The 20,616-nt window shown below is 47.9% G+C and carries 18 protein-coding genes; 1 reads left to right on the plus strand and 17 read right to left on the minus strand.

All coding sequences use genetic code 11. From position 1 onward, the window contains the following. Positions 1-41: 41 nt before the first annotated feature. The 16 genes from BLA28_RS17550 to BLA28_RS17625 form a co-directional block, all read right to left on the minus strand. On the minus strand, positions 42-422 hold the full coding sequence (locus tag BLA28_RS17550; protein ID WP_044968797.1) for a biotin/lipoyl-containing protein: 381 nt from the start codon (positions 420-422) through the stop codon (positions 42-44). A 29-nt stretch (positions 423-451) separates the two neighbouring features. Next, positions 452-1,207, minus strand: coding sequence for an OadG family protein (locus tag BLA28_RS17555; protein WP_009252122.1), 756 nt, complete (start codon positions 1,205-1,207; stop codon positions 452-454). Positions 1,208-1,225: 18 nt separating this feature from the next. Beyond that, on the minus strand, positions 1,226-2,656 hold the full coding sequence (locus BLA28_RS17560; RefSeq protein WP_069158343.1) for an acyl-CoA carboxylase subunit beta: 1,431 nt from the start codon (positions 2,654-2,656) through the stop codon (positions 1,226-1,228). A 307-nt stretch (positions 2,657-2,963) separates the two neighbouring features. Next, the gene (locus tag BLA28_RS17565; RefSeq protein ID WP_081330107.1) at positions 2,964-4,337 is read right to left on the minus strand and encodes a D-alanyl-D-alanine carboxypeptidase family protein; all 1,374 of its coding nucleotides are present in this window, start codon (positions 4,335-4,337) and stop codon (positions 2,964-2,966) included. A gap of 89 nt (positions 4,338-4,426) precedes the next feature. Further along, positions 4,427-5,935, minus strand: coding sequence for a flotillin family protein (locus BLA28_RS17570; RefSeq protein ID WP_016359791.1), 1,509 nt, complete (start codon positions 5,933-5,935; stop codon positions 4,427-4,429). Between the two features lie 165 nt (positions 5,936-6,100). After that, complete coding sequence (gene scpB / locus BLA28_RS17575; protein WP_009252117.1) at positions 6,101-6,670, minus strand: SMC-Scp complex subunit ScpB; 570 nt, start codon at positions 6,668-6,670, stop codon at positions 6,101-6,103. Between the two features lies 1 nt (position 6,671). Next, positions 6,672-7,505 carry a segregation and condensation protein A gene (locus BLA28_RS17580; protein WP_044968800.1) on the minus strand — a complete coding sequence of 278 codons (834 nt, stop codon included), beginning with the start codon at positions 7,503-7,505 and terminating at the stop codon, positions 6,672-6,674. After that, complete coding sequence (locus tag BLA28_RS17585) at positions 7,505-8,386, minus strand: metallophosphoesterase (protein ID WP_009252115.1); 882 nt, start codon at positions 8,384-8,386, stop codon at positions 7,505-7,507. Before BLA28_RS17585 ends, BLA28_RS17580 begins: the two co-directional genes overlap by 1 nt. Before the next feature lie 57 nt (positions 8,387-8,443). Continuing rightward, on the minus strand, positions 8,444-9,634 hold the full coding sequence (locus BLA28_RS17590; protein WP_009252114.1) for a D-alanyl-D-alanine carboxypeptidase family protein: 1,191 nt from the start codon (positions 9,632-9,634) through the stop codon (positions 8,444-8,446). 246 nt (positions 9,635-9,880) lie between these two features. Continuing rightward, a complete protein-coding gene (locus BLA28_RS17595; RefSeq protein ID WP_009252113.1) occupies positions 9,881-11,143 on the minus strand; it encodes a glycoside hydrolase family 25 protein in 1,263 nt (420 codons plus the stop codon). 121 nt (positions 11,144-11,264) lie between these two features. After that, complete coding sequence (locus tag BLA28_RS17600) at positions 11,265-11,858, minus strand: putative ABC transporter permease (RefSeq protein ID WP_069158655.1); 594 nt, start codon at positions 11,856-11,858, stop codon at positions 11,265-11,267. A 143-nt stretch (positions 11,859-12,001) separates the two neighbouring features. After that, a complete protein-coding gene (rpsU, locus tag BLA28_RS17605; protein ID WP_009252110.1) occupies positions 12,002-12,178 on the minus strand; it encodes a 30S ribosomal protein S21 in 177 nt (58 codons plus the stop codon). Between the two features lie 208 nt (positions 12,179-12,386). After that, entirely contained in the window at positions 12,387-14,993 is a 2,607-nt protein-coding gene (gene alaS, locus BLA28_RS17610; protein WP_242879842.1) for an alanine--tRNA ligase, read from the minus strand. Positions 14,994-15,125: 132 nt separating this feature from the next. Next, positions 15,126-16,661 carry a cardiolipin synthase gene (gene cls, locus BLA28_RS17615; RefSeq protein ID WP_009252108.1) on the minus strand — a complete coding sequence of 512 codons (1,536 nt, stop codon included), beginning with the start codon at positions 16,659-16,661 and terminating at the stop codon, positions 15,126-15,128. Positions 16,662-16,664: 3 nt separating this feature from the next. Further along, positions 16,665-17,837, minus strand: a complete 1,173-nt coding sequence (locus BLA28_RS17620; RefSeq protein ID WP_009252107.1) for an AI-2E family transporter — start codon at positions 17,835-17,837, stop codon at positions 16,665-16,667. A 103-nt stretch (positions 17,838-17,940) separates the two neighbouring features. Then, positions 17,941-18,969, minus strand: a complete 1,029-nt coding sequence (locus tag BLA28_RS17625; RefSeq protein ID WP_069158344.1) for a GGDEF domain-containing protein — start codon at positions 18,967-18,969, stop codon at positions 17,941-17,943. A 358-nt stretch (positions 18,970-19,327) separates the two neighbouring features. On the opposite strand from BLA28_RS17625, the gene BLA28_RS17630 reads away from it, so the two are divergent. Continuing rightward, a complete protein-coding gene (locus tag BLA28_RS17630) occupies positions 19,328-19,576 on the plus strand; it encodes a helix-turn-helix domain-containing protein (protein ID WP_044971057.1) in 249 nt (82 codons plus the stop codon). Positions 19,577-19,613: 37 nt separating this feature from the next. Here BLA28_RS17630 and BLA28_RS17635 read toward each other — a convergent pair whose 3' ends face one another. Next, positions 19,614-20,219 (minus strand): PBECR4 domain-containing protein, encoded by a 606-nt coding sequence (locus BLA28_RS17635; protein WP_069158345.1) that lies wholly within the window; start codon positions 20,217-20,219, stop codon positions 19,614-19,616. Positions 20,220-20,616: the final 397 nt, after the last annotated feature.

Here is a 20,616-nt window from a genome sequence, read left to right on the forward strand (position 1 = left end):
ATTTTCATGGGCTTTGGTAGGACGTTTTACGTTCCTTCTGATTAGTTTAATGTTGCAAGCAGTGCTCCTGCTTCAACAGCATCGCCAACAGCTACGTCAATACTTGCTACGGTTCCGTCGGAAGGTGCAACAACAGGGATTTCCATTTTCATAGCTTCAATGGTAACAACTGCATCTCCGGCCTTAACTGCCTGTCCAACCTTTGCATCAATGCTGAATACTTTACCGGCTGCTCCGGCTTCAATCTTCACACTGCCTGCTGCTCCGGAAGCTGCCTTAGGTGCTGCTGCGGGTGCAGGAGCTGCTTTGGGAGCTGCCTTAGGTGCTGCTTTGGGAGCCGCTGCGGGTGCTCCTGTGGAAGCGCCTTCTTCTACTACTACATCATATACGTTTCCGTTAACGGTAATTGTATAGTTCTTCATGATGAAAATTCCTCCTGTTAATTCATTTATTAATAATTTGCTTTCCATTTGCTGGTATTGGCACGTCTGATGCTTCTTACTACGAATCCGTCTGTGGATGCAGCGCCTTCGCTTGCTGCAATCGCGGCCGCAATAACTGCTACCAGTTCATAATCATCAGTTAAATCTTCTGTAACGGCTGCTGCTGTACTCACCGGTGCTGCAACTGCTGCCTCCGGCTCCGCCGTATCTTCATCCTTTTTCCCGGAGAAGGCGGCCTGAATCTTGGGAATGAAAACAAAACAGGAAATAAGCAGACTGATAAGAATCAGAACAACAAAAACAGTTCCCATACCAAGTATGGTATTCAGCGCCGCTTTTTCCATCAGCTCTCCGAAGGAATACTGTACATTCGTTGTTATGCCCGTCAATGTCAGTTCACTGTCCAAAAGGATTTCCACAACTGCGTTGTGGTCGGTTCCCTCTATCATCACATTGATAGTGGCCCCATCCTTGTCCGTAATCACTTCGTGATCCGTAATGGACTTGAATTCGCCGATGTCTTCCATCGCAGAGGTCCAGCTTGTCAGAGCGGCGGAAACAACCGCATCGCCTGCATACTGTTCCTGCATATTCTGATCCACTATGGTCCTTACGGAATCCAGAACCTGGTCTGCATAGTTAATGGCTCCCTCTTCCGTTATACCAAGTGTATTGGCAGCAGATTCATCTGCGGCTTTGCCACAGGCCGTCATGCCGAAGATACAGATGATAGCCATACCTAATACTAATAACCTTTTTTTCATATTAAGTATCATCCTTTCTTATACTGTACCGTGTTTTTTTGCAGGGCGGTCTTCTCTCTTTGTGAAGAGCATTTCGAATGCGCCGATAACATATTTTCTTGTGTCGGCGGGTTCGATAATAGCATCCACATATCCTCTCTTAGCAGCAGAAACTGCGCTGGTCTGCAGGTAAGCATATTCCTTTGCACATTCGTTCACTGCGTCAGCACCCTGTCCGTCGCAGATAATTTTAGCTGCCAGCTTGGCATCCATGGTTCCGATTTCAGCATTCGGCCAGCAGTAGGTCATGTCTGCTCCGATAGCCTTGGAGTTCATTGCAACATAAGCGCTTCCGTATGCCTTTCCGATGATAACATTTACCTTCGGAACGGTTGCATCCGCAAATGCATATGTAAGCTTTGCCGCTGCCTTGGCGATTTTCTTTTCAGAACACTTGTCCGCCTTAAATCCGTTGACATTGGTCAGGGAAAGGACGGGGATATTGAAAGCATCACAGAAACTGATAAATTCTGCTGCCTTTTCACATCCTGCAGGAGAAAGAGCCGCATCAAAGGTTTCTGCCTTCCCGCCTTCTTCATTGTATACTTCACTGCGGTTTGCCACAGCGCCTACGGTAACGCCGTTCAGCTTCATGAAGCCGGTTACCATCTCTTTTGCATAGGCAGCCTTAACCTCAACGAATGCATTATCATCAGCGATTGTGGAAAGCGCGATGGAGGTATCTCCCACGCAGTTAGCTAAAGACGCGTCAGCACGGTTCAGATCGTCCGCACATTCTACGAAAGAATTGTCATCTTCATTGTTGGAAGGAAGCATACATACCAAATCTCTGATCTGTCCGAGAATAGCTGCCTCATCACCAACAAAGTCAACGATACCCGCTTCTTCGCTCTGGAAAGCAGCGCTGGAGGTATCACATTTGGAAATTTCATTGCCTGCAAGTGCATTGGGGGTGTTTACAAACAGCTTGGCCTTCTTTTCTTCCATAAAAGTAAAGTCGGTCAGCGCCGGGAATAATGCAAGCCCTCCGCCGCAGGTTCCGAATACTGCAGTAATCTGGGGAATCACACCGGAAGCCATTGTCTGCTTCTTATAGATCTCACCGAATGCGTTTAAAGCATCTGTAGCTTCCTGCAGTCTGAGTCCGGCGGAATCAATCAGCCCTATTACAGGAGCACCTGTCTTCATCGCCAGATCATAGAGGCCGGCGATCTTCTTTGCATGCATCTCACCAATACTGCCGCCTAATACAGAAGCATCCTGGCCGTAAACATACACAAGATTGCCGTCAATCACTCCATAACCGGTAATACAACCGTCGGAAGGAGTCTCTGTCTGTTTCAAATTAAAATCAGTCGCCCTGGCTGTTACCATAGCGCCAATTTCAACGAAACTGTTGTCATCGAGCAAAGCGGTAATTCTTTGACTCGCTTGTGAAGTAATACTCATTTTTCAGCCCTCCATTTTATATTAATAAAAAAGTTAACTTTAATCTACGGCTGTACAAGCACTGCAGGCTGAAATCTGCTGCCCAGAAACAGTGGTTCCGATCAGGAACCCTCCCCACCGTCCTGCGGCCTGTACTCATAGCACCCGTATTTTAGTAGTATAACACGAAACCCAAAAAAGGACTAGATGGAAAACGTAAATTTTCCCTTCTTTTTTCACAGCGGGAGCAGCAATTCGACATACCTGCCTGTCAACATGCTGCTCCCGGACGTCATGGAGGAAGGAATGAGCGCAGTCCTGACTTTCCTTACAGCCAGAACAGCTCCAGAATGCGATCCAGACAATAACGGTAGGTCAGCTCCAGGACATCCTCCGCCGTTGTAATCGGCAGCTGGGCATACACCTCTCCATTCACATAGTAGGTTTCCCAGCCCACCGTTTTGCCGGCCTCCACAGGAGCCGTCAGAGAATCCGGCACCTCCAGCTCCATATGTACCTCATCCTGTTCGGAAAGCAGCAGGGATATATCCTGTTCCTGTACCTGCAGGACAGTATCCTCACAGATTCCGCCTTCCACCGGTACCGGAGAAAGATCCGCCTTTTCGTAAATATTCCTTTTTTCAAAGTTGGAGAGTCCGTACTCATACAGCAGCTTGGCGTCATGCCATTTCCAGCTTTTATGGTTCGGCCACCCGCAGGCAAGCAGGGCAATGGTAAAGGTCTTCCCGTCCCGGGCAAGGGCTCCCACATAGCAGTAGCCCGCTTTGCCGGTAAAGCCCGTTTTCCCCGACAGCGCGCCCTCCATCATATTCAGGAAGGCATTATGGTTGCTGCAGGAAAACTGTCTGCCTCCGGCGGCCCACTGTCCGTCCTCACCCAGCTTATAATCGGAGAAGGAGTAAGCCGGTGTCCGGGTAATGGTTAGAAATTCCTCTTTTTTAGGAGAATCCATAATACAGTAGCTCATGATGCGGGCCAGGTCACTGGCAGTGGTGGAATGCTGTCTTTGCACCTCGTTGCCGTTGTCATCCTGATAGGTGAGAATGGCATCCAGCCCGTTGGGGGTGACAAAGAACGTATCGGCACATCCGATTTCCTCCGCCTTGGCATTCATAAGGCCCGCAAACCGCAGAATAGCCTCCTTGCTTTCCTCTTCTGAATTATCCGCGCTCCGCTTGCCTCCTCCGGCGAGGCAGTTTCCCACATGCTCCGCGATGATTGCCGCAGAATCATTGTGGGATTCCAGCATCAGGGAATAGAGCAGGTCCCCCAGCCGGAAAACATCTCCCTTCCTCACTCCCAGATGTACCTTGGGCATTCCCGCTGCATAAGAGGATACGGAAACATAATCATCTGGATTGGCCTGCTCCAAAGCAAGGATACAGGTCATAATCTTGGTGGTACTTGCCATGGGCAGCACCTCTGTCCCGTTTTTCTGCAGCAAAATACGCCCGTTGTCCGCATCCATAAGGACAGCGGACAGGGCGTATAATTCACTGGTTGTACCATCTTTGTCATTCTCCTGTGCACAGGCCTCAATAGTCTGTACAGAAAACAGGACAACCGGGCTCAGAATCAAAACACAGGATAGAAACATGGCCTGATAAATTTTAGTGAAAAAAAATCTCGGGCGAATGGTTTTCGAACGAAAGGATTTCGAATGAAAATATTTCATTTGCATACAGATACCTGTTCACTTTGTATTGTTATATTTTATTTAACGGTATCCGTTTTTATGTGCACTACTTTTCCCTTTCCTTCCGAAGACCCTTACTCCCTTATGGAATCCACAGCCGCAGCCGTTTCCACAGCGCGTGCAAGCCTGGCGGTTTCTTCCTCAGAAGCACCGTTGATATTGATATTGCGGTTCACCTTGGCATCATAGGTTCCTGCCTTTACGATTTCCGCCATATCTATTCCCACCGTATCCTTCATCGTTTCAAAAAGCTTGGACATGACTACGGGAACGTTATCCGCCACCGAAGCCACACCATTGCTGTCTCCGCCTCCGATAATAGTGATCTTGTCGATCTGGGAAAGAGGCTCGGCAATCTTTCCTGCGATTTCAGGAAGCACGTTGATCATCATCTCCGCCATAGCGGCATTGTTGTATTTCTGATAAGCAAGCGCCTTCTTTTCCATGGCTTCCGCCTCTGCGATACCCTTTGCCCGGATAGCTTCCGCTTCCGCTTCACCGACCATACGGATACCTGCTGCTTCCTGCTCCTTGGTAAATTTCTGCGCTTCTGCCGTGGCCTTCATTGCCATAGCTGTTTTTTCGGTTTCGAATTTCTCCGCTTCCGCTCTCTTCTGTCTTTCATACAGTTCAGCCTCAGACTGCTGCTGACGGGCATAACGGTCGGCTTCGGATTTCTTCTTTACCTGTGCGTCCAGCGCCATCTCCTGTACCTCAGCCTCACGCTGCTTCAGGATAACTTCTTTTTCCTGTTTGGCAATGCTGGCCTCTGCGGTAGCCACTTCGATGGTTTTTCTCTGCTGCTGCTGCTGAATGCTGTATGCAGCGTCCGCTTCCGCCTTCTTGGTATCCTCCAGCTTTTTCAGTTCAGCCTTCTGAAGGGCAAGCTCGTTGTTTTTCTTGGCAATTTCACGTTCCGAATTGATCCGGGCGTCATTCGCCTGACGGTCTGCATCCGCCTTGGCAACAGCGATTTCCTTTTCCGCTTCCGCCTTGGCAATGGCCGCTTTTTTCTTAATCTGGGATATGTTATCGATTCCCAGATCTTCAATTACGCCGTTTCCATCGGAAAAATTCTGTACATTGAAGCTGACGATATCGAGTCCCATTGCCGCCAGATCCGGCTCCGCATTTTCTTTTACCAGGTTGGCGAATTTCTGGCGATCGCTCACCATTTCTTCCAGGCGCATACGTCCCACTATTTCACGCATATTGCCTTCCAGTACTTCTCTGGCAATCGCTGCGATATACTGGGTATTCTGATTCAGGAAGTTCTCTGCCGCCACGGCAAGTTTATCAGGCTCGCTGCTGATTTTAATGTTTACCGCCGCATCAACCTGGATATTGATATAATCCGCTGTGGGGACCGCATTGGTAGTCTTCACATCAATGGCTATCAGCTTCAGGCTCAGCTTATCCATCCGTTCGAAGAAAGGAAGCTTTACACTGGCCTTCCCGATAATGATTTTCTTCCGGAGACCCGAAATAATGAACGCCGTATCCGGGGGTGCTTTCTTGTACCCGGAAAATAAAACAGCAATGACTAAAATGATGACTGCTCCGGCAATGATGTAACCTATCATACCTTCTCCTCCTTTTGTGCGTGCCTCTTTCGGGCACCATGTTTATTGCAGCCGCCATACACCGCGGCTGTTTTCCTATGACCGCTCAGGCGGCCCTGGAAACATATCAGTTGGGACAGGCCTGCGCATTTACTGCCCGGGCCGTGCAAATACATAGCAGCAACATTATAAATGCAGCTGCAAACTGGCTTCTTCCTCGGCCTCCACCTTAAATTCCTCCAGCTTCATTTCATTCAGTTCCGGCAGTTCCTCCAGTGATTTCACCCCGAAGCTGCGCAGGAACTGCTCTGTTGTCCCAAAAAGCAGGGGCCTTCCTGGCGCATCCATCCTTCCCAGCTCCGTGACCAGTTCGAATTCAATCAGCCTGTTCACCGCATGGTCACAGTTAACCCCACGGATCCTTTCGATATCCAGTTTGGTTACAGGCTGCTTATAAGCAATAATGGATAAGGTTTCCAGAAGGGTATCCGTGAGCACATATTTACGGGGAGTACTTGCCACCTTTATGAGGTATTCATACATATCCCCTCTCGTGCACATCTGGAAGGAATCCTCAAATTCCGCAATGGATACGCCTCTTCCCTCCTTTTCCCATTTTTCTTTCATTTCGTTAATGATCTGCCTTGCAGTATCTTCGTCTTCCTCTATCACTTCAGCCAGCTTGCCAATCTCCACGGATTCCCCCATAGCAAAAAGCACCGCTTCCATGGCAGCCTCCTGCTGTCTGCGCTCCATCCTATTTCTCCTCTCCGTCCACGTCTTCCGCCTCTGTCCCGCCGCCTTCGCCCAGAGATGTCAGTCCGTGAAATTCCAGCTCCCCTTCCGGAAGCTCTTTGGTCGTTATAATAATATCATCCTCTATGGATTCCTGTTCCACAAAAACAGCGCCTGTCTTCATAAGCTCCAGAACCACCAGAAAAGTGACTATCACATCCATCCTGCTCCCCTGGTTTTCCAGAAGCTCCCTGAAATTCATTCTTTTATGGCTCTTTATGTATCCGGCCACATAACTGGCCTTGGCATCGATGTTGACCTCATCCCGTTCAATCCTGCCGAAATGGCTGCGGACAGGATCCACCTTGTCCTCCTGCCGCTTAAGACAGGTCTGGAAAATCTGATGAAGGCGTGTCAGCGTAACGTCCGCCAGCAGTTCCTCATAATCCACTGGCGCCTTATATTTTGCCACCTCCGCCGGTATCGTGGGAGCCTTGTAAAAATTCTTACGGGCATCCACCTGCATGTCCCTCAATTCATAAGACATATACTTATAGGCCTTATACTCCAGCAGTTTCTGTACCAGTTCGGCCCTGGGATCCTCTTCCTCTCCCTCTTCATTCACTTCCTTCGGGAGAAGCATCCTGCATTTGATATCCAGCAGCGTAGCCGCCATCAGCAGGAATTCACTCATTACGTTCATATCCTCGGACTGCATCTGGCGTATATAATCAAGATACTGTTCCGTAATTTCCGCAATGGGTATATCATAAATATCCACTTTGTTCTTTTCTATTAAATGCAAAAGAAGGTCCAGCGGGCCTTCAAATACCTGCAGCTTTACCTCAATTGCCATCAGCTTCCTCTTTCCGGATCCAGACGGACCACAATCAATTCTCCCGGATTGAATACACGGACGGGCAGCGTGTGTGTTCCCAGCCCTCTTCCCAAGATCATACGGCTTTTTTCTTCCGCGGAAGCTTTTTCCTCCGTATAAAGCCCCCCGTCATATCTGGGAAACAGGCGCAGTGAAGGCGACAGCACTCCGCCGAGCACCGGAAGCCGCATGATCCCTCCGTGCACATGGCCCGACAGCACCAAATCCGCTCCCCAGGCCGCATAGGCCTTAAAATAATCCGGGTTATGCGCGATCAGGATATTGTATTCGTCTGAGGAAGGACGTCCCAAAAGGGAGTTCAGATAAGAAACCTTCATTTCCCTGCGGCTGAGCTTTTTATAATAATCCATATCTATTTCCGCCCCGAATATCCGGATACCCGCGTCGGGAAGGAGAACATTCCCGTTTTCCAGAAGCACAACCCCCGCACGTCTGAGCTGTCCGGCATAATCGGCATAGGCATTTTTGTATTTATACGTATCTGTTTTCAGGCGGTATTCATGGTTGCCGTTAGCATAATAAACCGGGTATTTTCCGGCCAGAGCCTTCATGGTCTCCAGCGCCGGCGTATAGTTTGCGGGCATCTGTGAGGTCAGCATATCACCTGCCACCAGGATGCTGTCCGGCCTGCAGCCATCCACAGCGTTCAGCAGCCTGCTGTTATGCTCCCCGAACTGCTTGTTGTGCAGATCGGAGAGCATTGCAAAACAATAACTTCTTTTAAGCCCCTTACAGGGTATATGGTACTCTATCGTAACAAACCGGTTAACATCCCGTATGATAACAACGAGAAAAAATAAGACCACCAAGGCCGCCAGGCCTGCAACAATCTGAATCACTATTTACTCCTTTGCCTCTGAGTCTCTTCTTTCAGAAGTATATCATATTTTCTTCCATTATAAAAGAAAATATCCCAGAACTTTCAAAACATAATCTTTGTATACAGCCTCTGCAACCGATTCCGCAAACAGGACCGGAACCGTTCCTATCGTCTCCCCGTTCAGCCTGTAGACGGCTTCTCCGGCCTTTTCTCCCGCTTCTATGGGCGCTCTGGCCGCTCCCGGCAGATTCAGTATTTTTTCCACCGCGCTCAGGTCATTTCCCTTCACATCCAGATAGGAAAATCCTTCCTTGTAAACCAGGCCCACATCCTCCGCCACGCCGCCGTCCACAATAAGACGGGGCAGCGCATCCTTATTTTCATCCTTATACAGGGCGCTGACACTGTAGCCATAATTCAACAGGGTGGCCGCGTCACTGAAACGGACCTTATAATCCGGTGCCGTCATCACCACGGCTATCAGGTCGATATCATCCTTACGGGCCGTTGCGGAAAGACAGTACTTCGCCTTGCTCGTGGAACCGGTTTTCAGGCCTGTGGTCCACTGATACTGCTTCAGCAGCTTGTTGGTGCTGGACAGGGTAAAGGTGGAACTTCCCCTGGCCGTATTGTGCGTAATATCTTCCATCCAGATCATGGTATAGTTAAAAACGGCAGGATGTTTGGTTATCAGTTCCCTTGACATCGCTGCGACGTCCCTTGCGGTAGTGTAATGGTTATCCGAATCCGTCAGGCCGCAGCAGTCCTCAAAATGTGTCCCCTGCATGCCGAGCTGCTCCGCCCTTTCATTCATGCGGGAAACAAATTCTTCCTCGCTTCCTGCGATGAATTCCGCCATGGCTACCGCCGCATCGTTCCCGCTGGCCACCGCGATACATTTGATCATGGTGTCCACAGTCTGCATTTCACCTTCCTCCAGAAACACCTGGGAGCCTCCCATCGACTGGGCATGGGCACTGGTCATCACTTCATCCTCCAGCTTTATGTCCCCTCTGTCCAAAGCCTCAAAAATAAGAAGCATCGTCATAATCTTCGTAATACTTGCCGGGGAACAGGAAGCATCCGCATTCTGCTCATATATCACCGTCCCGGTGGATGCTTCCATCAAAATGGCGGAAGGCGCCGAAATGGACACCGGGGCCCCTTCCTGGGCATATCCTTTTATTTCCGGCATTCCTATCAGACATATGACCAGCATGAAGGAAATAAGCTTTTTCGCTATTGCCTTTTGTTTCACACAATTCATAAGGGAAACTCCCCTCCACATAAGTTCTATAACACATTTTATGTACGTGCGTGGGGATTATTCCTGGAGTGTTCTTTAATTTCCGGTATTCGGCAGATTTTGGGCATGTCCCTGCACAAATCGGGCTTCCGACACAAAAACGGACCGCCGGAGGGCATGATCGCCTTCCGGACAGTCCGTATTATTAATGGCTTAATAGCCGGCAAATCGGAACAGCTGCTTTTCTCGGGCTGCCGCGCCATCGCTTTACTGCGCCGCTGCCGCCTGTGCCTGCGCGATTACAGCAGCCGCAATCGCCGGATCCACAGGAAGTCCTGTAGCGGTGTCAATCATATTGCCTGTTGCCGGATCCAGTACCCACGTGGAAGGATCCACACCGGTCAGATCAATATCCGGAGCAACCACTTCCTGTCCATAGCCGGAAGCATCAAACACATAAGTCTTTCCGTCAAGTACCAGCGTTTTGTTCATAGCCATGCTGCCGTCTTCCTGGAAGTAGCGAACACCCTTTTCATCAGTAAACCAGCCATACTGCATGGAACCGTCCGCACCGAACAGGTAGGTGAGGCCAGCAATGGTAACATAGCCCTTCTGCATGAAGCCGTTGACATCGAAATAATAATTCTTGCCCTGGATCGTCACCAAATCACGGAGCATATGGCCGTCCTTCGTATCCATATAGAACGTATTCACACCGTCTGTCAGCCAGCCGTTATTATAAAGGGTACCGTCCGCATTCATGAAATAACGGTTGCCTTCATAATCAACCCAGCCGTACTGCATACGGTAATTGTTATAGAAATAGGTCTTGCCTCCCCTTGTGGTAAAACCATAAGGGATAATGATATTAGAATAATCCTTAAACTGGAAGTTCAGGTCAACTCTTCCCTGAATGCCGTTTACCGTACCGCTGCTGGTAAACTGCCAGAAGGCCGGATTCGGATATTCACAGGCATCCGCATACTGGGCAGCCCAAACATCGAAGGGAACAGGCCCGATACGCTGTGTCAGCCAGTTTTTGCTGGAATACACCATGGGGTAATAACCCGCACTCTGGATAATGGTACAGAAAACTACGGTAAGCGCAGCCAGCTGTTCCGGCGTCATAGATTTATGTACCGCATCCTCCAGGTCAAATACAACCGGCATATTCACCGTAAAGGGAGCGATGGCCGCCAGCGTGAACTGGGCCTCCGCCATGGCCGCTTCTACCGTTGTCGCATAGGAATAAAGATAAACGCCTGTTTTCAGCCCGGCGGCATTAGCGCCCACCATGTTCGCCGCAAAATAAGGATCCAGGCCGCTTTTGGCGCTTCCCACCTTTATAAACGCAAAGCTGTAGCCATCTGCCGCCACTGCGCTCCAGTTAATAGCCCCCTGGTATTTGGATACATCGATCCCCTTGCCTATCACTCCGGCTGCTTCCGCTTCCACACCCGAAGATAAAAATGTTCCAACACCAATGACAGCCGCCAATACGAGGCTGACAATTCTTTTCTTCCAGTTCATCTGTAACTTTCCTCCTGCTCTTCTGTACCAATGTCCATTTGTTCCATATTCCCGGAAATTCCTGCCAATTCTGAACAATAGAAAGGCAGGGGCCTGAAGGTCCCCGCCTTATACGTCAGAGTTAATACCATCTGGCCTTAAATTCCTCGTATTTTTCCATCAGCCTGTCTCTCTGCTCCATCACATTAATGTGAAGCGCAGACAGAAACTGATGTAAAAAGTCAATCGTAAATAATATAATAATAATCCTGAGCACCCAAAGCCCTGGTCCATATGTATACCATGTAGCCATATTCATTACGGCCTTATGCAGATATCCAATAATAATGACCGCATAAAATCCCCAGGCAATCGTACTTTCCAGGCAGACAATGCCCTGATAATTAAAGGGCTTCTCCCTGTAATCCCACCATACCTCTCCGAATATACGCAGCATGGCTCTTCCGACCAGGTATTCAAATACCGTGGCAATAAAAGCTCCTGTCAAATACAGCAGCACCGGATTCCCGGCAAAAGGACGCAGCAAAAAATAACCGACAAGTGCTCCGAACCCATAAATAGGACAGAACGGACCTTTGGCAAATCCTCTGTTAGTCAGTCTGTGGTTACAGATTGACATATAGATCGATTCCACAAGCCAGCCCAGAACACTGTAAATACAGAACGCCGCGACCAGATGCCAAACATCAGCTCCCAGTATTCCATTTATCCACATATTGTCTTTCCCTTCTGATAATCCGGACTTATCATCCTCATAGAAAGCTTCCCGCCCGGCTGTCTTTCCACTGCCGGACCGGCGCATTCTCTACCGTATAAAACACAAGTCCTTGGTAATAAATGCCAAGGACTTCCGTTTTCTTAGTTATATTTACGTTTTCTAGCCGCTTCGGATTTTTTCTTACGTCTTACGCTGGGCTTCTCGTAATGCTCTCTCTTACGGATTTCCTGCTGTATTCCAGCTTTTGCGCAGCTTCTTTTAAAACGACGTAATGCGCTGTCCAAAGTCTCATTTTCTTTTACGATAATGTTAGACATAGCTCACACCTGACCTCCCTTCAGTCCCTTCAAGTTCACGACTGATTGGGTTTTTTATGCATACCAATGCACAAGAAATATTATACCAAAAATTGAAAGGACGTCAACTACTTTTTTAATAAATTAAGTATATTTTATGAAAAAGTGAGTCAAAACGTTAATTTTCAGCAATTTTTGTTCATTTTTCCTATTTCCGTGCCGTTACCAGTTACTTTATTTGTCCGTCCAGAACTTTTTCGACTTCGACAATCGCCTGAGGTATTCCCGCCGGATTCTTTCCGCCAGCCTGAGCCATATTGGGACGGCCTCCGCCGCCTCCTCCTACAAGAGCGGCAATTCCCTTAATCAGATTTCCCGCATGGGCTCCCTTTGCCATGGCTTCTTCCGTTGCCATCGCCACCAGGTTTACTTTGCCGTCCTTTTCAGAAGCGAGTACGACTACGCCCTCTCCCAGCTTTTCCTTCAGCTGATCGCCCAGCTCACGGAGTCCGTTCATATCCACGTTATCTGCTTTGGCTGCCAACAGCCTGACACCCCTGACCTCTTTTACCTGATCCATTACATTGCCCAGTGATTCCCTGGCTGCCTTGCTCTTCAGGGATTCATTCTCACTGGAAAGCTGTTTTACTTCTGCCATGAGGTGGGTAAGCTTCTCCGCAAGGTTTGCGGGAGTTGCTTTTACAATTCTGGCCGCTTCGGCTAACTTTTCTTCCACTTCTTTATAATAAGCAAAAACACCCGTTCCCGTTATGGCTTCAATCCTTCTCACGCCTGCCGCAACACCGTTTTCAGACAGTATCTTGAACACGGCAATGTCACCGGTATTGGCCACATGGGTACCGCCGCAGAGTTCTGTGGAGAAATCCCCCATCTGAACCACACGTACGCTGTCGCCGTATTTTTCCCCGAACAGAGCCATGGCGCCTGTTTTCTTCGCCTCGTCAAGAGTCATGACAGAGGTCTGCACGGGAAGATGGGCTGCGATTTCCTCATTGACAATCTTTTCCACCTTGTCCAGCTCTTCCTGGGTCATTGCGGAAAAATGACTGAAATCAAAACGAAGCCTGCCTGCGTCCACATAGGATCCTGCCTGTTCCACGTGGGAACCAAGCACTGTACGCAGAGCCTTCTGAAGCAGATGGGTTGCACTGTGGTTCTTGCAGGTAGCCGCTCTTTCCGACGCGTTTACGGCAAGTTCCACCTTGTCCCCGTTTTTAATCATTCCTTTGGTCATCCTGCCGATATGGCCTATCTTGCCTCCGGCCAGATGAACCGTATCCTTTACTTCAAATTCACCGTCGGCACAGCGGATCACACCGGTATCGCCGCACTGTCCGCCCATGGTTCCGTAAAAAGGAGTCCGGGAAACAATAATGGTTCCGTTTTCTCCGTCCGTAAGGGCGTCAACCACGGCTTCTTCCGTTGTCATGGCTGTGACCTCCGATTCCCATACCAGCTTATCATAGCCTACGAATTCCGAACTGATTGCCGGATCCAGGGATTCATAAACCGTAACGTCCGCGCCCATATAGTTGGTGACCTTTCTGGCAGCGCGGGCTTTTTCCTTCTGCTCCTTCATGGCAGCCTGGAAACCGTCTTCATCGATGGTAAGGTTTTTCTCCTCCAGAATTTCCTTCGTGAGATCCAAAGGAAAACCATAGGTATCGTAAAGGCGGAAGGCATCCTCGCCTGACAGCTGAGTCTTCCCTTCCTTCATCATAGTATCTTCCATATCGGAAAGAATACTCAGGCCCTGGTCAATGGTTTTATTAAATTTACTTTCTTCCTGTGTCAGCACATTGAAAATAAAGTCTTTTTTCTCTTCCAGCTCCGGATAGCCGTCCTTGCTTCCCTCAATTACGGTATGGCTCAGGTTTGCCAGGAAATCCCCTTTAATTCCGAGAAGCCTTCCGTGACGTGCCGCGCGGCGGATGATACGGCGCAGGACATAGCCCCTGCCTTCATTGGAAGGCATGATGCCGTCCGAAATCATAAAGGTGGCGGAACGGATATGATCCGTCACAATACGGATGGAAACATCCCAGTCATGGTTTTCCTTATATGTCTTTCCGGCAAGCTCGCATACTCTGTTCCGCAGCGCCTGGATGGTATCCACATCAAAAATGGAATCCACATCCTGCACTACGGCCGCCAGACGCTCCAGCCCCATGCCGGTATCTATGTTCTTCTGATCCAGCTCGGTATAATTGCCGTGCCCGTCATTGTCAAACTGGGTGAATACGTTATTCCATACTTCAATATAACGATCACATTCGCAGCCGACCGTACAGCCCGGCTTTCCGCAGCCGTATTTTTCCCCTCTGTCATAATAGACTTCGGAACAGGGGCCGCAGGGACCGGAACCATGCTCCCAGAAGTTATCCTCCTTGCCGAAGTGGAAAATACGCTCCGCAGGGATACCAATTTCCTTATTCCAGATATCAAAAGCCTCATCATCATCCAGATATACGGAAGGATAAAGCCTGTCCGGATCCAGTCCGACCACTTCGGTCAAAAATTCCCAGCACCAGGCAATAGCCTCATGCTTGAAATAATCACCAAAGGAAAAGTTGCCCAGCATCTCAAAAAAAGTTCCATGCCTGTCCGTCTTTCCGATATTCTCAATATCACCGGTACGGATACATTTCTGGCAGGTGGTCACTCTCTTCCTGGGAGGGATTTCCTGCCCTGTAAAATAAGGCTTCAGAGGCGCCATACCGGAATTGATCAACAGTAGGCTGTTGTCATTATGGGGCACCAGAGAGAAGCTTTTCATCACCAGATGGCCCTTGCTTTCAAAAAAGTCCAGGAACATCTTCCTCAGTTCATTTACTCCGTATTTATTCACGTTTCTTTCCTCCAAAATCGCTAATCTATCCTATTATAAATTTAATTTTTTCCCTTGTCAACGCCGCCCTGTTCTTTTCCCGGTACACTTTACGATTCCTCAGCATAATGGAGCGAAGACACGGAGCACGGAATCAAACAGGCCGCCTATAATGCCCTGCTTGCAGTCCTTCAGCGTAATCTCCCTGCTCACCTCAATCGTATCCAGGCTGTCTTTCTTCAGTTCCTTCAGCCCGCTTGTCCGGTATAAGAGGGTCGCACATTCAAAATGAAGGTACAGGCTTCTGAAATCCATGTTCACACTGCCCACGACACCGAATTCATCATCACTGATATAGCTTTTTGCATGGATAAAGCCGGGAGTATATTCATATATCCGGATCCCTGCTCTTAAAAGCGGAGGATAATTGGAACGGGTGAGACGGAAGATCGTGGGCTTGTCCGGTGTTCCCGGTGTGACAATTCTCACATCCACTCCCCTCTTGGCAGCCATGCACAAGGCATTGCGCATCACGTCATCCACAATAAGATACGGCGTAAATATGTAGACATATTTCTTCGCCTGATTCAGGATATCCAGATACACATTTTCTGCAATTGTTTCATTATCCAGAGGAGAATCGGTATAAGGCTGTACAAAGCCTTCTCCCTCAAAGGGTTCCGGATGGTACACATGGGGCTTGAAGCAGCTGATATCCGTATCCTCTTTCCGGAAAGCATTCCACATTTCCAGAAACATCTCCGTAAAGTTCCATACGCCCTCGCCTTTCAGCCTTACCCCGGTATCCTTCCAGTAACCGAAGCGCACCTTTTTGTTAATATATTCATCGGCCAGGTTGATCCCTCCGGTAAAGGCGGTATGCCCATCAATATCAAGGATTTTCCTGTGATCTCTGTTATTCATGACCAGGGAAAAGAACGGAATCACCGGATTGAAGGCCATACATTTAATCCCGCATTTCTCCAGCCATTTGAAATAGCCGCCCGGAAGCAGGGTCACGCAACCCATATCATCATATATCATCCGGACATCCAGGCCTTCATCCGCCTTCTGCTTCAGAATTTTCAGAACCTCTTCCCACATTTCCCCTTCGGAAACGATAAAATACTCCACAAAGATAAAATGTTTGGCAGCCCTTAACTCATCCAGCATATCCACAAACATTTCTTCCCCGCTGGGATAATAGGTAACATCGGTATTTCCGTAGACGGGAAAATCACCCACCCGCCTCACATAATCAAAGGTCCCCGCCGCACGTCCGTGAACCTTGCCCAGGCGATCCTGTATTTCAGCTTCCTGAAGCAGGCTTTCCTTAAACAGTTCGTGCTGCTCATTCAGCTTTCTGCGCATCCCGCGGGAAGGCTTTTTATCACCCGAGAACAGATAAAGCAGGCCGCCGAACAAAGGCAGCACCATAATTAATACAATCCAGCCGATTTTATAAGCCGAATTATCATCTTTTCCTATAATATACAAAACAATAACAATACTGAGTACCGTAAAAGCTGTTGTTATCCAACTGGAATATTTCGCAAGCTCCTCCAGCATAAAAACAATCCAGAGGATCTGAAGCAAAATAAGCGCAACCGTAACCACAATACGGTTGACCACCAGTCTTTTGTATTTCCCTTTCATCTGCTATCTTCCTTTCTGCTTTCCGTTCTGCCTTGCAGATGCTGCCCCCTCAACCGGAATCTTTTTTTCGCTTTGATTTCTCCTGTTTACATCATTGCGGATAAGCTTATATACGGTCGCCGCAACAGGGACTCCAAGGAGCATTCCTCCTATACCGCCCAGTCCGCCGCCCACCGTAACAGCCGCAAGCACCCAAATTCCCGGAAGGCCGATGGAAGAACCCACTACCTTAGGATAAATCAGATTGCCTTCCAGCTGCTGGAGAACTACAATAAAAATAATAAACAGCAGCGCCTTCAGAGGATCTACCGTGAGAATCATAAACGCCCCGACAGCGGCTCCCAGATAAGCTCCTACAATGGGAATCAGAGCTGTCGCCCCAATAAACGCGCCTATCATGGGCGCATAGGGGAAACGCAGCAGCAGCATCCCTACAGTACAGAGTGTACCCAGAATTACGGCCTCCGTACACTGTCCGATAATAAAACTGGAAAAAGTCTCATCCGCAGTCCTGTAAATATTCCTTAACCTTATAATCGTATCTTCTTTTACATAGGCACGCAGGATTCTCCCCGCCTGCGAACGCAGCTTTTCTTTGCCGGAAAGGATATAAATGGCAAATACCAGCCCGATAAAAAAATTCACAACACTGCCAACCACAGCGCCCACCGCGGTTATTGTGGAATTCAGCACATCCCCAAGGCCCGATTTTGCAAAGTCCACAGCCCTGTCCATCATGCTGTTCCAGTCCACGTCCTTGATACCCGCCGCGATGTTCATGGCATTGTTTTTCTCAAGCCATCCGGCGGCTTCCTCTAAAAAGACCGGAACATTCCGGCCGATCACTCCGAACGCTTTTCCCAGCTCAGGAAGGACCAGTCCTCCAATCAGCGCGATAATTCCCATCACAAGCAGAATGGAAAGAAGGATGCTCACGCCTCTTCTGCTGGAATTAATCCATTTATTACGGGAACCCGGAAAATAAAACCGCTCCACACGCACCATGATAATATTGAGCACATACGCCACCGCCGCTCCAAGGACAAGCGAAAAGAATACATTCCACAAATTGACTGCCATTCCTGCGATATCATCAAAATACCGGATAGCAAGAATAAGCAATGCGGCCAGGCAGATGTAGATAATTACAGCACTGTCCGTCTTTTTCTTTTTCATAATACCTCCAATCAAAATGGCCGTTAAAGTTCTGCTTTGCACAGCATTAACTTATATTACCATAAATCTTTCCAGAAATAAAGAACCGTCAGCAGCAGACCTGTTATGTTCTGCACTGACGGTAATACCAGTGAAAAGTCCCTTTATAACTGTTTTTTGAAAAGTAAAGCGCTTCATCCGCACAGGAATATAAATTTTCGAAGGTTTCCTTTCCTTTTTCCCGGTAAAGGCCGATGGAACAGCTCAGCAGGATTTCATTCCCGTATTTTTCCGACATGAGCCGATATGCCTGCATGACCCTCCTGGCCTTTTCCTCCGATTCTTTTCTTGAGCTGCTGCCATTTTCAAAAACGGCGAATTCATCACCGCCTAACCTCCCTATGACGGCCGATTCCCCGAATACCTCTCTGAGGATTCCTGCCATACCTGCAATCACCCGATCCCCGGCCACATGTCCGTAGGTATCATTAACCGCCTTGAAATCATCCAGATCAATCATATAAAAAGTGCCGCCGCCGACTTCATTAAGCTGCAGCTTCACATATTTTTCAAAACTTCCTCTGTTATACAGGCCGGTCATCAAATCCCGTTCCGAAAGTTTCTTGTAATAAGCTGCCTCCTTGCGGTCCACACTGCCATGATATTCATCAGCGGCTGTGCCTGTCAGGTCTTCCGCCCTGCATGGCAGGAAATCCTCCTCCGGCAGGGAAAAATGGATATGTAAGGCATGAATCTGTTCCTTTTCCAGCTTCCATACCACGCTGACTCTGACATCAGCCTCCGACAGCCCGGCTCTGTAGTCCTGTGCGGCCTCACCTGCATCCCCTGAGCCAAAAATCATTTCAAGCCTGATATTCCCGCATACCAGAAAGACTTTTTCAGACAATGGAATGCATTGGAACCATTCTTTCACAGGCCTGCAGATATAGTTCCGGCCCTCTTTCCATTTATCATTATTCAGTGCATTTTCTATTTGTTCTACAGATGTATAGAATTCGTCAGAGCGGCTTCCGATCACCACGGCATTATTTGTGAAAAACCCGGTAATTTCCTGTATTTTATCAAGATTACGACCGCCCATACAGGTAAGCATCAGTTGTTTTGTTAAAGCACATAATTCCTTTTCAATCATTCCAACACCTTTCCCGGGCACATCTTCTTTTTGCTCTAATTATAGAGCAATTATATCCTACTTTTTTAATAAAATCAATAATATATACCAATAATGAGATCGGGAGCTTCTAGTTCAGCCTCCGTCTCCATTTTCCACCCGCCATCCGAGTCTCTTGGGAACCATTTGCCGAATAATTATTTTATTTGAAGTAAATGAATAATATGGTGAGTCTTGCATAAGTCTCATACATGAGGCAGGTCACTTTGCAGTGTCCTTATGGAATCGGAAGCTATGGCTGACACAGCCTTAAGGAGTATTTAAAAGGCGGGCAGGAAATGGCGGCGGAGGCTGAACTAAACACTAGGGAGTAGTTTTTATGCAGAAAGTAAAACACGATGTTTCTCTGGGTGCCAATATACGCACTCTCCGCAATTCCTGCGGCCTTACGCAGGAACAGACAATAGCAAAGCTGCAGCTTTTAGGCTGCAGCCTTACAAGGGGATCCTATGCAAAAATAGAAGCAGGTATTCAGAATATCAGTGTGCAGGAGCTTCTGGCCATGAAAGAGGTTTTCCACGCAGATCTCAAAGATTTCTTCCGGACTGCAGATGAAGATTATGGCTGAGCAGTACATTGCAATATATACATGGACTTTATTCAATTTACACTTTCAGGAATCCTTTAAGTTCTTTTGGAACAGGCAGCTTTTCCGCCTGTAACCCTTTAGACAAATAAGTGCATTTTCCATAAAACCCATCATCAAACCTCTTCCTGAAAATAGCAAGAACTTTACAAGTCGGGCTTGATAATTTTCTAATGTCCTCATTATATAAGGTAACCGGATAGTCAACTTTTTTGCCAAAACGAAATCCCACACTCAATACTGCTTTTGTGTTTCCAACAAAATAATCTGCCCTGATATATATTCCACTGTTAATAAAATTTCCAATCATACAGTTATTGTATAAAAGTTCCGGGACATAAGGAAGCACTTCCAATTTTCTCTGCGCATTTCCTTTGGAATCAAGTTCGAAATCCCCGGCGGCCAATTTCCCATCAATACATCTTTCATAAAACCGCTGTGCCGTCAATTTGGTTTCCGCGCCTGTCATATGTAAAAAATGGCTGCTTCTGAACCCTGCCTGTATATACTGAATCCCTTTTTCTGATTGATATATAATAAGAAAATGCTTATCCTCTAATTTTTCCTTATAATTTGCAGCAGTTGCTACAATAATATTTAGCGCCTGTTTTTTATCGTACTTCATCCTATTATCCCCATGTCACAAAAAGGCTGCCCTCCCGGGCAACCTCTTGTTTTTGATATATGCTGATTTTTCTGTTGTCTGCCAACCGGCCGCCCTTTTATATGCGGCATAAATGTGGAGTTTTTCTGTTGCTCCCCAACCGACCGTCCTTTTATATACGGTTTATATGTCAGATTTTTAAGGTGTCAGCACACCCCAGGCAAATCTCTTTACCTACTTATAGTATATGCAAACTTCCCACCTTAGTCAACAGGAAATATCAAACTATACGATTCCCTGTTGTAGGATTACAATACATGTGTTACACCAGTATAAATAAAAAATACGAGAACAGATTTTTGTGTTATATTTGAATCACCACAACACAAATAAATACAAAGGAGTCTGTTCTCGCATG

The organism is Eisenbergiella tayi (assembly GCF_001881565.1).
Lineage (GTDB): Bacteria > Bacillota > Clostridia > Lachnospirales > Lachnospiraceae > Eisenbergiella > Eisenbergiella tayi.

Excerpts from the sequence above, each read along its gene's own strand:
- BLA28_RS17580 (WP_044968800.1), bottom strand. The coding sequence starts at position 7,505 with ATGGCAATTGAGGTAAAGCTGCAGGTATTTGAAGGCCCGCTGGACCTT.
- BLA28_RS17595 (WP_009252113.1), bottom strand. The coding sequence starts at position 11,143 with ATGAACTGGAAGAAAAGAATTGTCAGCCTCGTATTGGCGGCTGTCATT.
- scpB (WP_009252117.1), bottom strand. The coding sequence starts at position 6,670 with ATGGAGCGCAGACAGCAGGAGGCTGCCATGGAAGCGGTGCTTTTTGCT.
- BLA28_RS17555 (WP_009252122.1), bottom strand. The coding sequence starts at position 1,207 with ATGAAAAAAAGGTTATTAGTATTAGGTATGGCTATCATCTGTATCTTC.
- BLA28_RS17630 (WP_044971057.1), top strand. The coding sequence starts at position 19,328 with ATGCAGAAAGTAAAACACGATGTTTCTCTGGGTGCCAATATACGCACT.
- BLA28_RS17570 (WP_016359791.1), bottom strand. The coding sequence starts at position 5,935 with ATGATAGGTTACATCATTGCCGGAGCAGTCATCATTTTAGTCATTGCT.
- BLA28_RS17635 (WP_069158345.1), bottom strand. The coding sequence starts at position 20,219 with ATGAAGTACGATAAAAAACAGGCGCTAAATATTATTGTAGCAACTGCT.
- BLA28_RS17600 (WP_069158655.1), bottom strand. The coding sequence starts at position 11,858 with ATGTGGATAAATGGAATACTGGGAGCTGATGTTTGGCATCTGGTCGCG.
- alaS (WP_242879842.1), bottom strand. The coding sequence starts at position 14,993 with ATGTTCCTGGACTTTTTTGAAAGCAAGGGCCATCTGGTGATGAAAAGC.
- BLA28_RS17590 (WP_009252114.1), bottom strand. The coding sequence starts at position 9,634 with ATGAATTGTGTGAAACAAAAGGCAATAGCGAAAAAGCTTATTTCCTTC.
- BLA28_RS17565 (WP_081330107.1), bottom strand. The coding sequence starts at position 4,337 with ATGCAAATGAAATATTTTCATTCGAAATCCTTTCGTTCGAAAACCATT.
- BLA28_RS17550 (WP_044968797.1), bottom strand. The coding sequence starts at position 422 with ATGAAGAACTATACAATTACCGTTAACGGAAACGTATATGATGTAGTA.
- BLA28_RS17625 (WP_069158344.1), bottom strand. The coding sequence starts at position 18,969 with ATGATTGAAAAGGAATTATGTGCTTTAACAAAACAACTGATGCTTACC.
- cls (WP_009252108.1), bottom strand. The coding sequence starts at position 16,661 with ATGAAAGGGAAATACAAAAGACTGGTGGTCAACCGTATTGTGGTTACG.
- BLA28_RS17560 (WP_069158343.1), bottom strand. The coding sequence starts at position 2,656 with ATGAGTATTACTTCACAAGCGAGTCAAAGAATTACCGCTTTGCTCGAT.
- BLA28_RS17620 (WP_009252107.1), bottom strand. The coding sequence starts at position 17,837 with ATGAAAAAGAAAAAGACGGACAGTGCTGTAATTATCTACATCTGCCTG.
- rpsU (WP_009252110.1), bottom strand. The coding sequence starts at position 12,178 with ATGTCTAACATTATCGTAAAAGAAAATGAGACTTTGGACAGCGCATTA.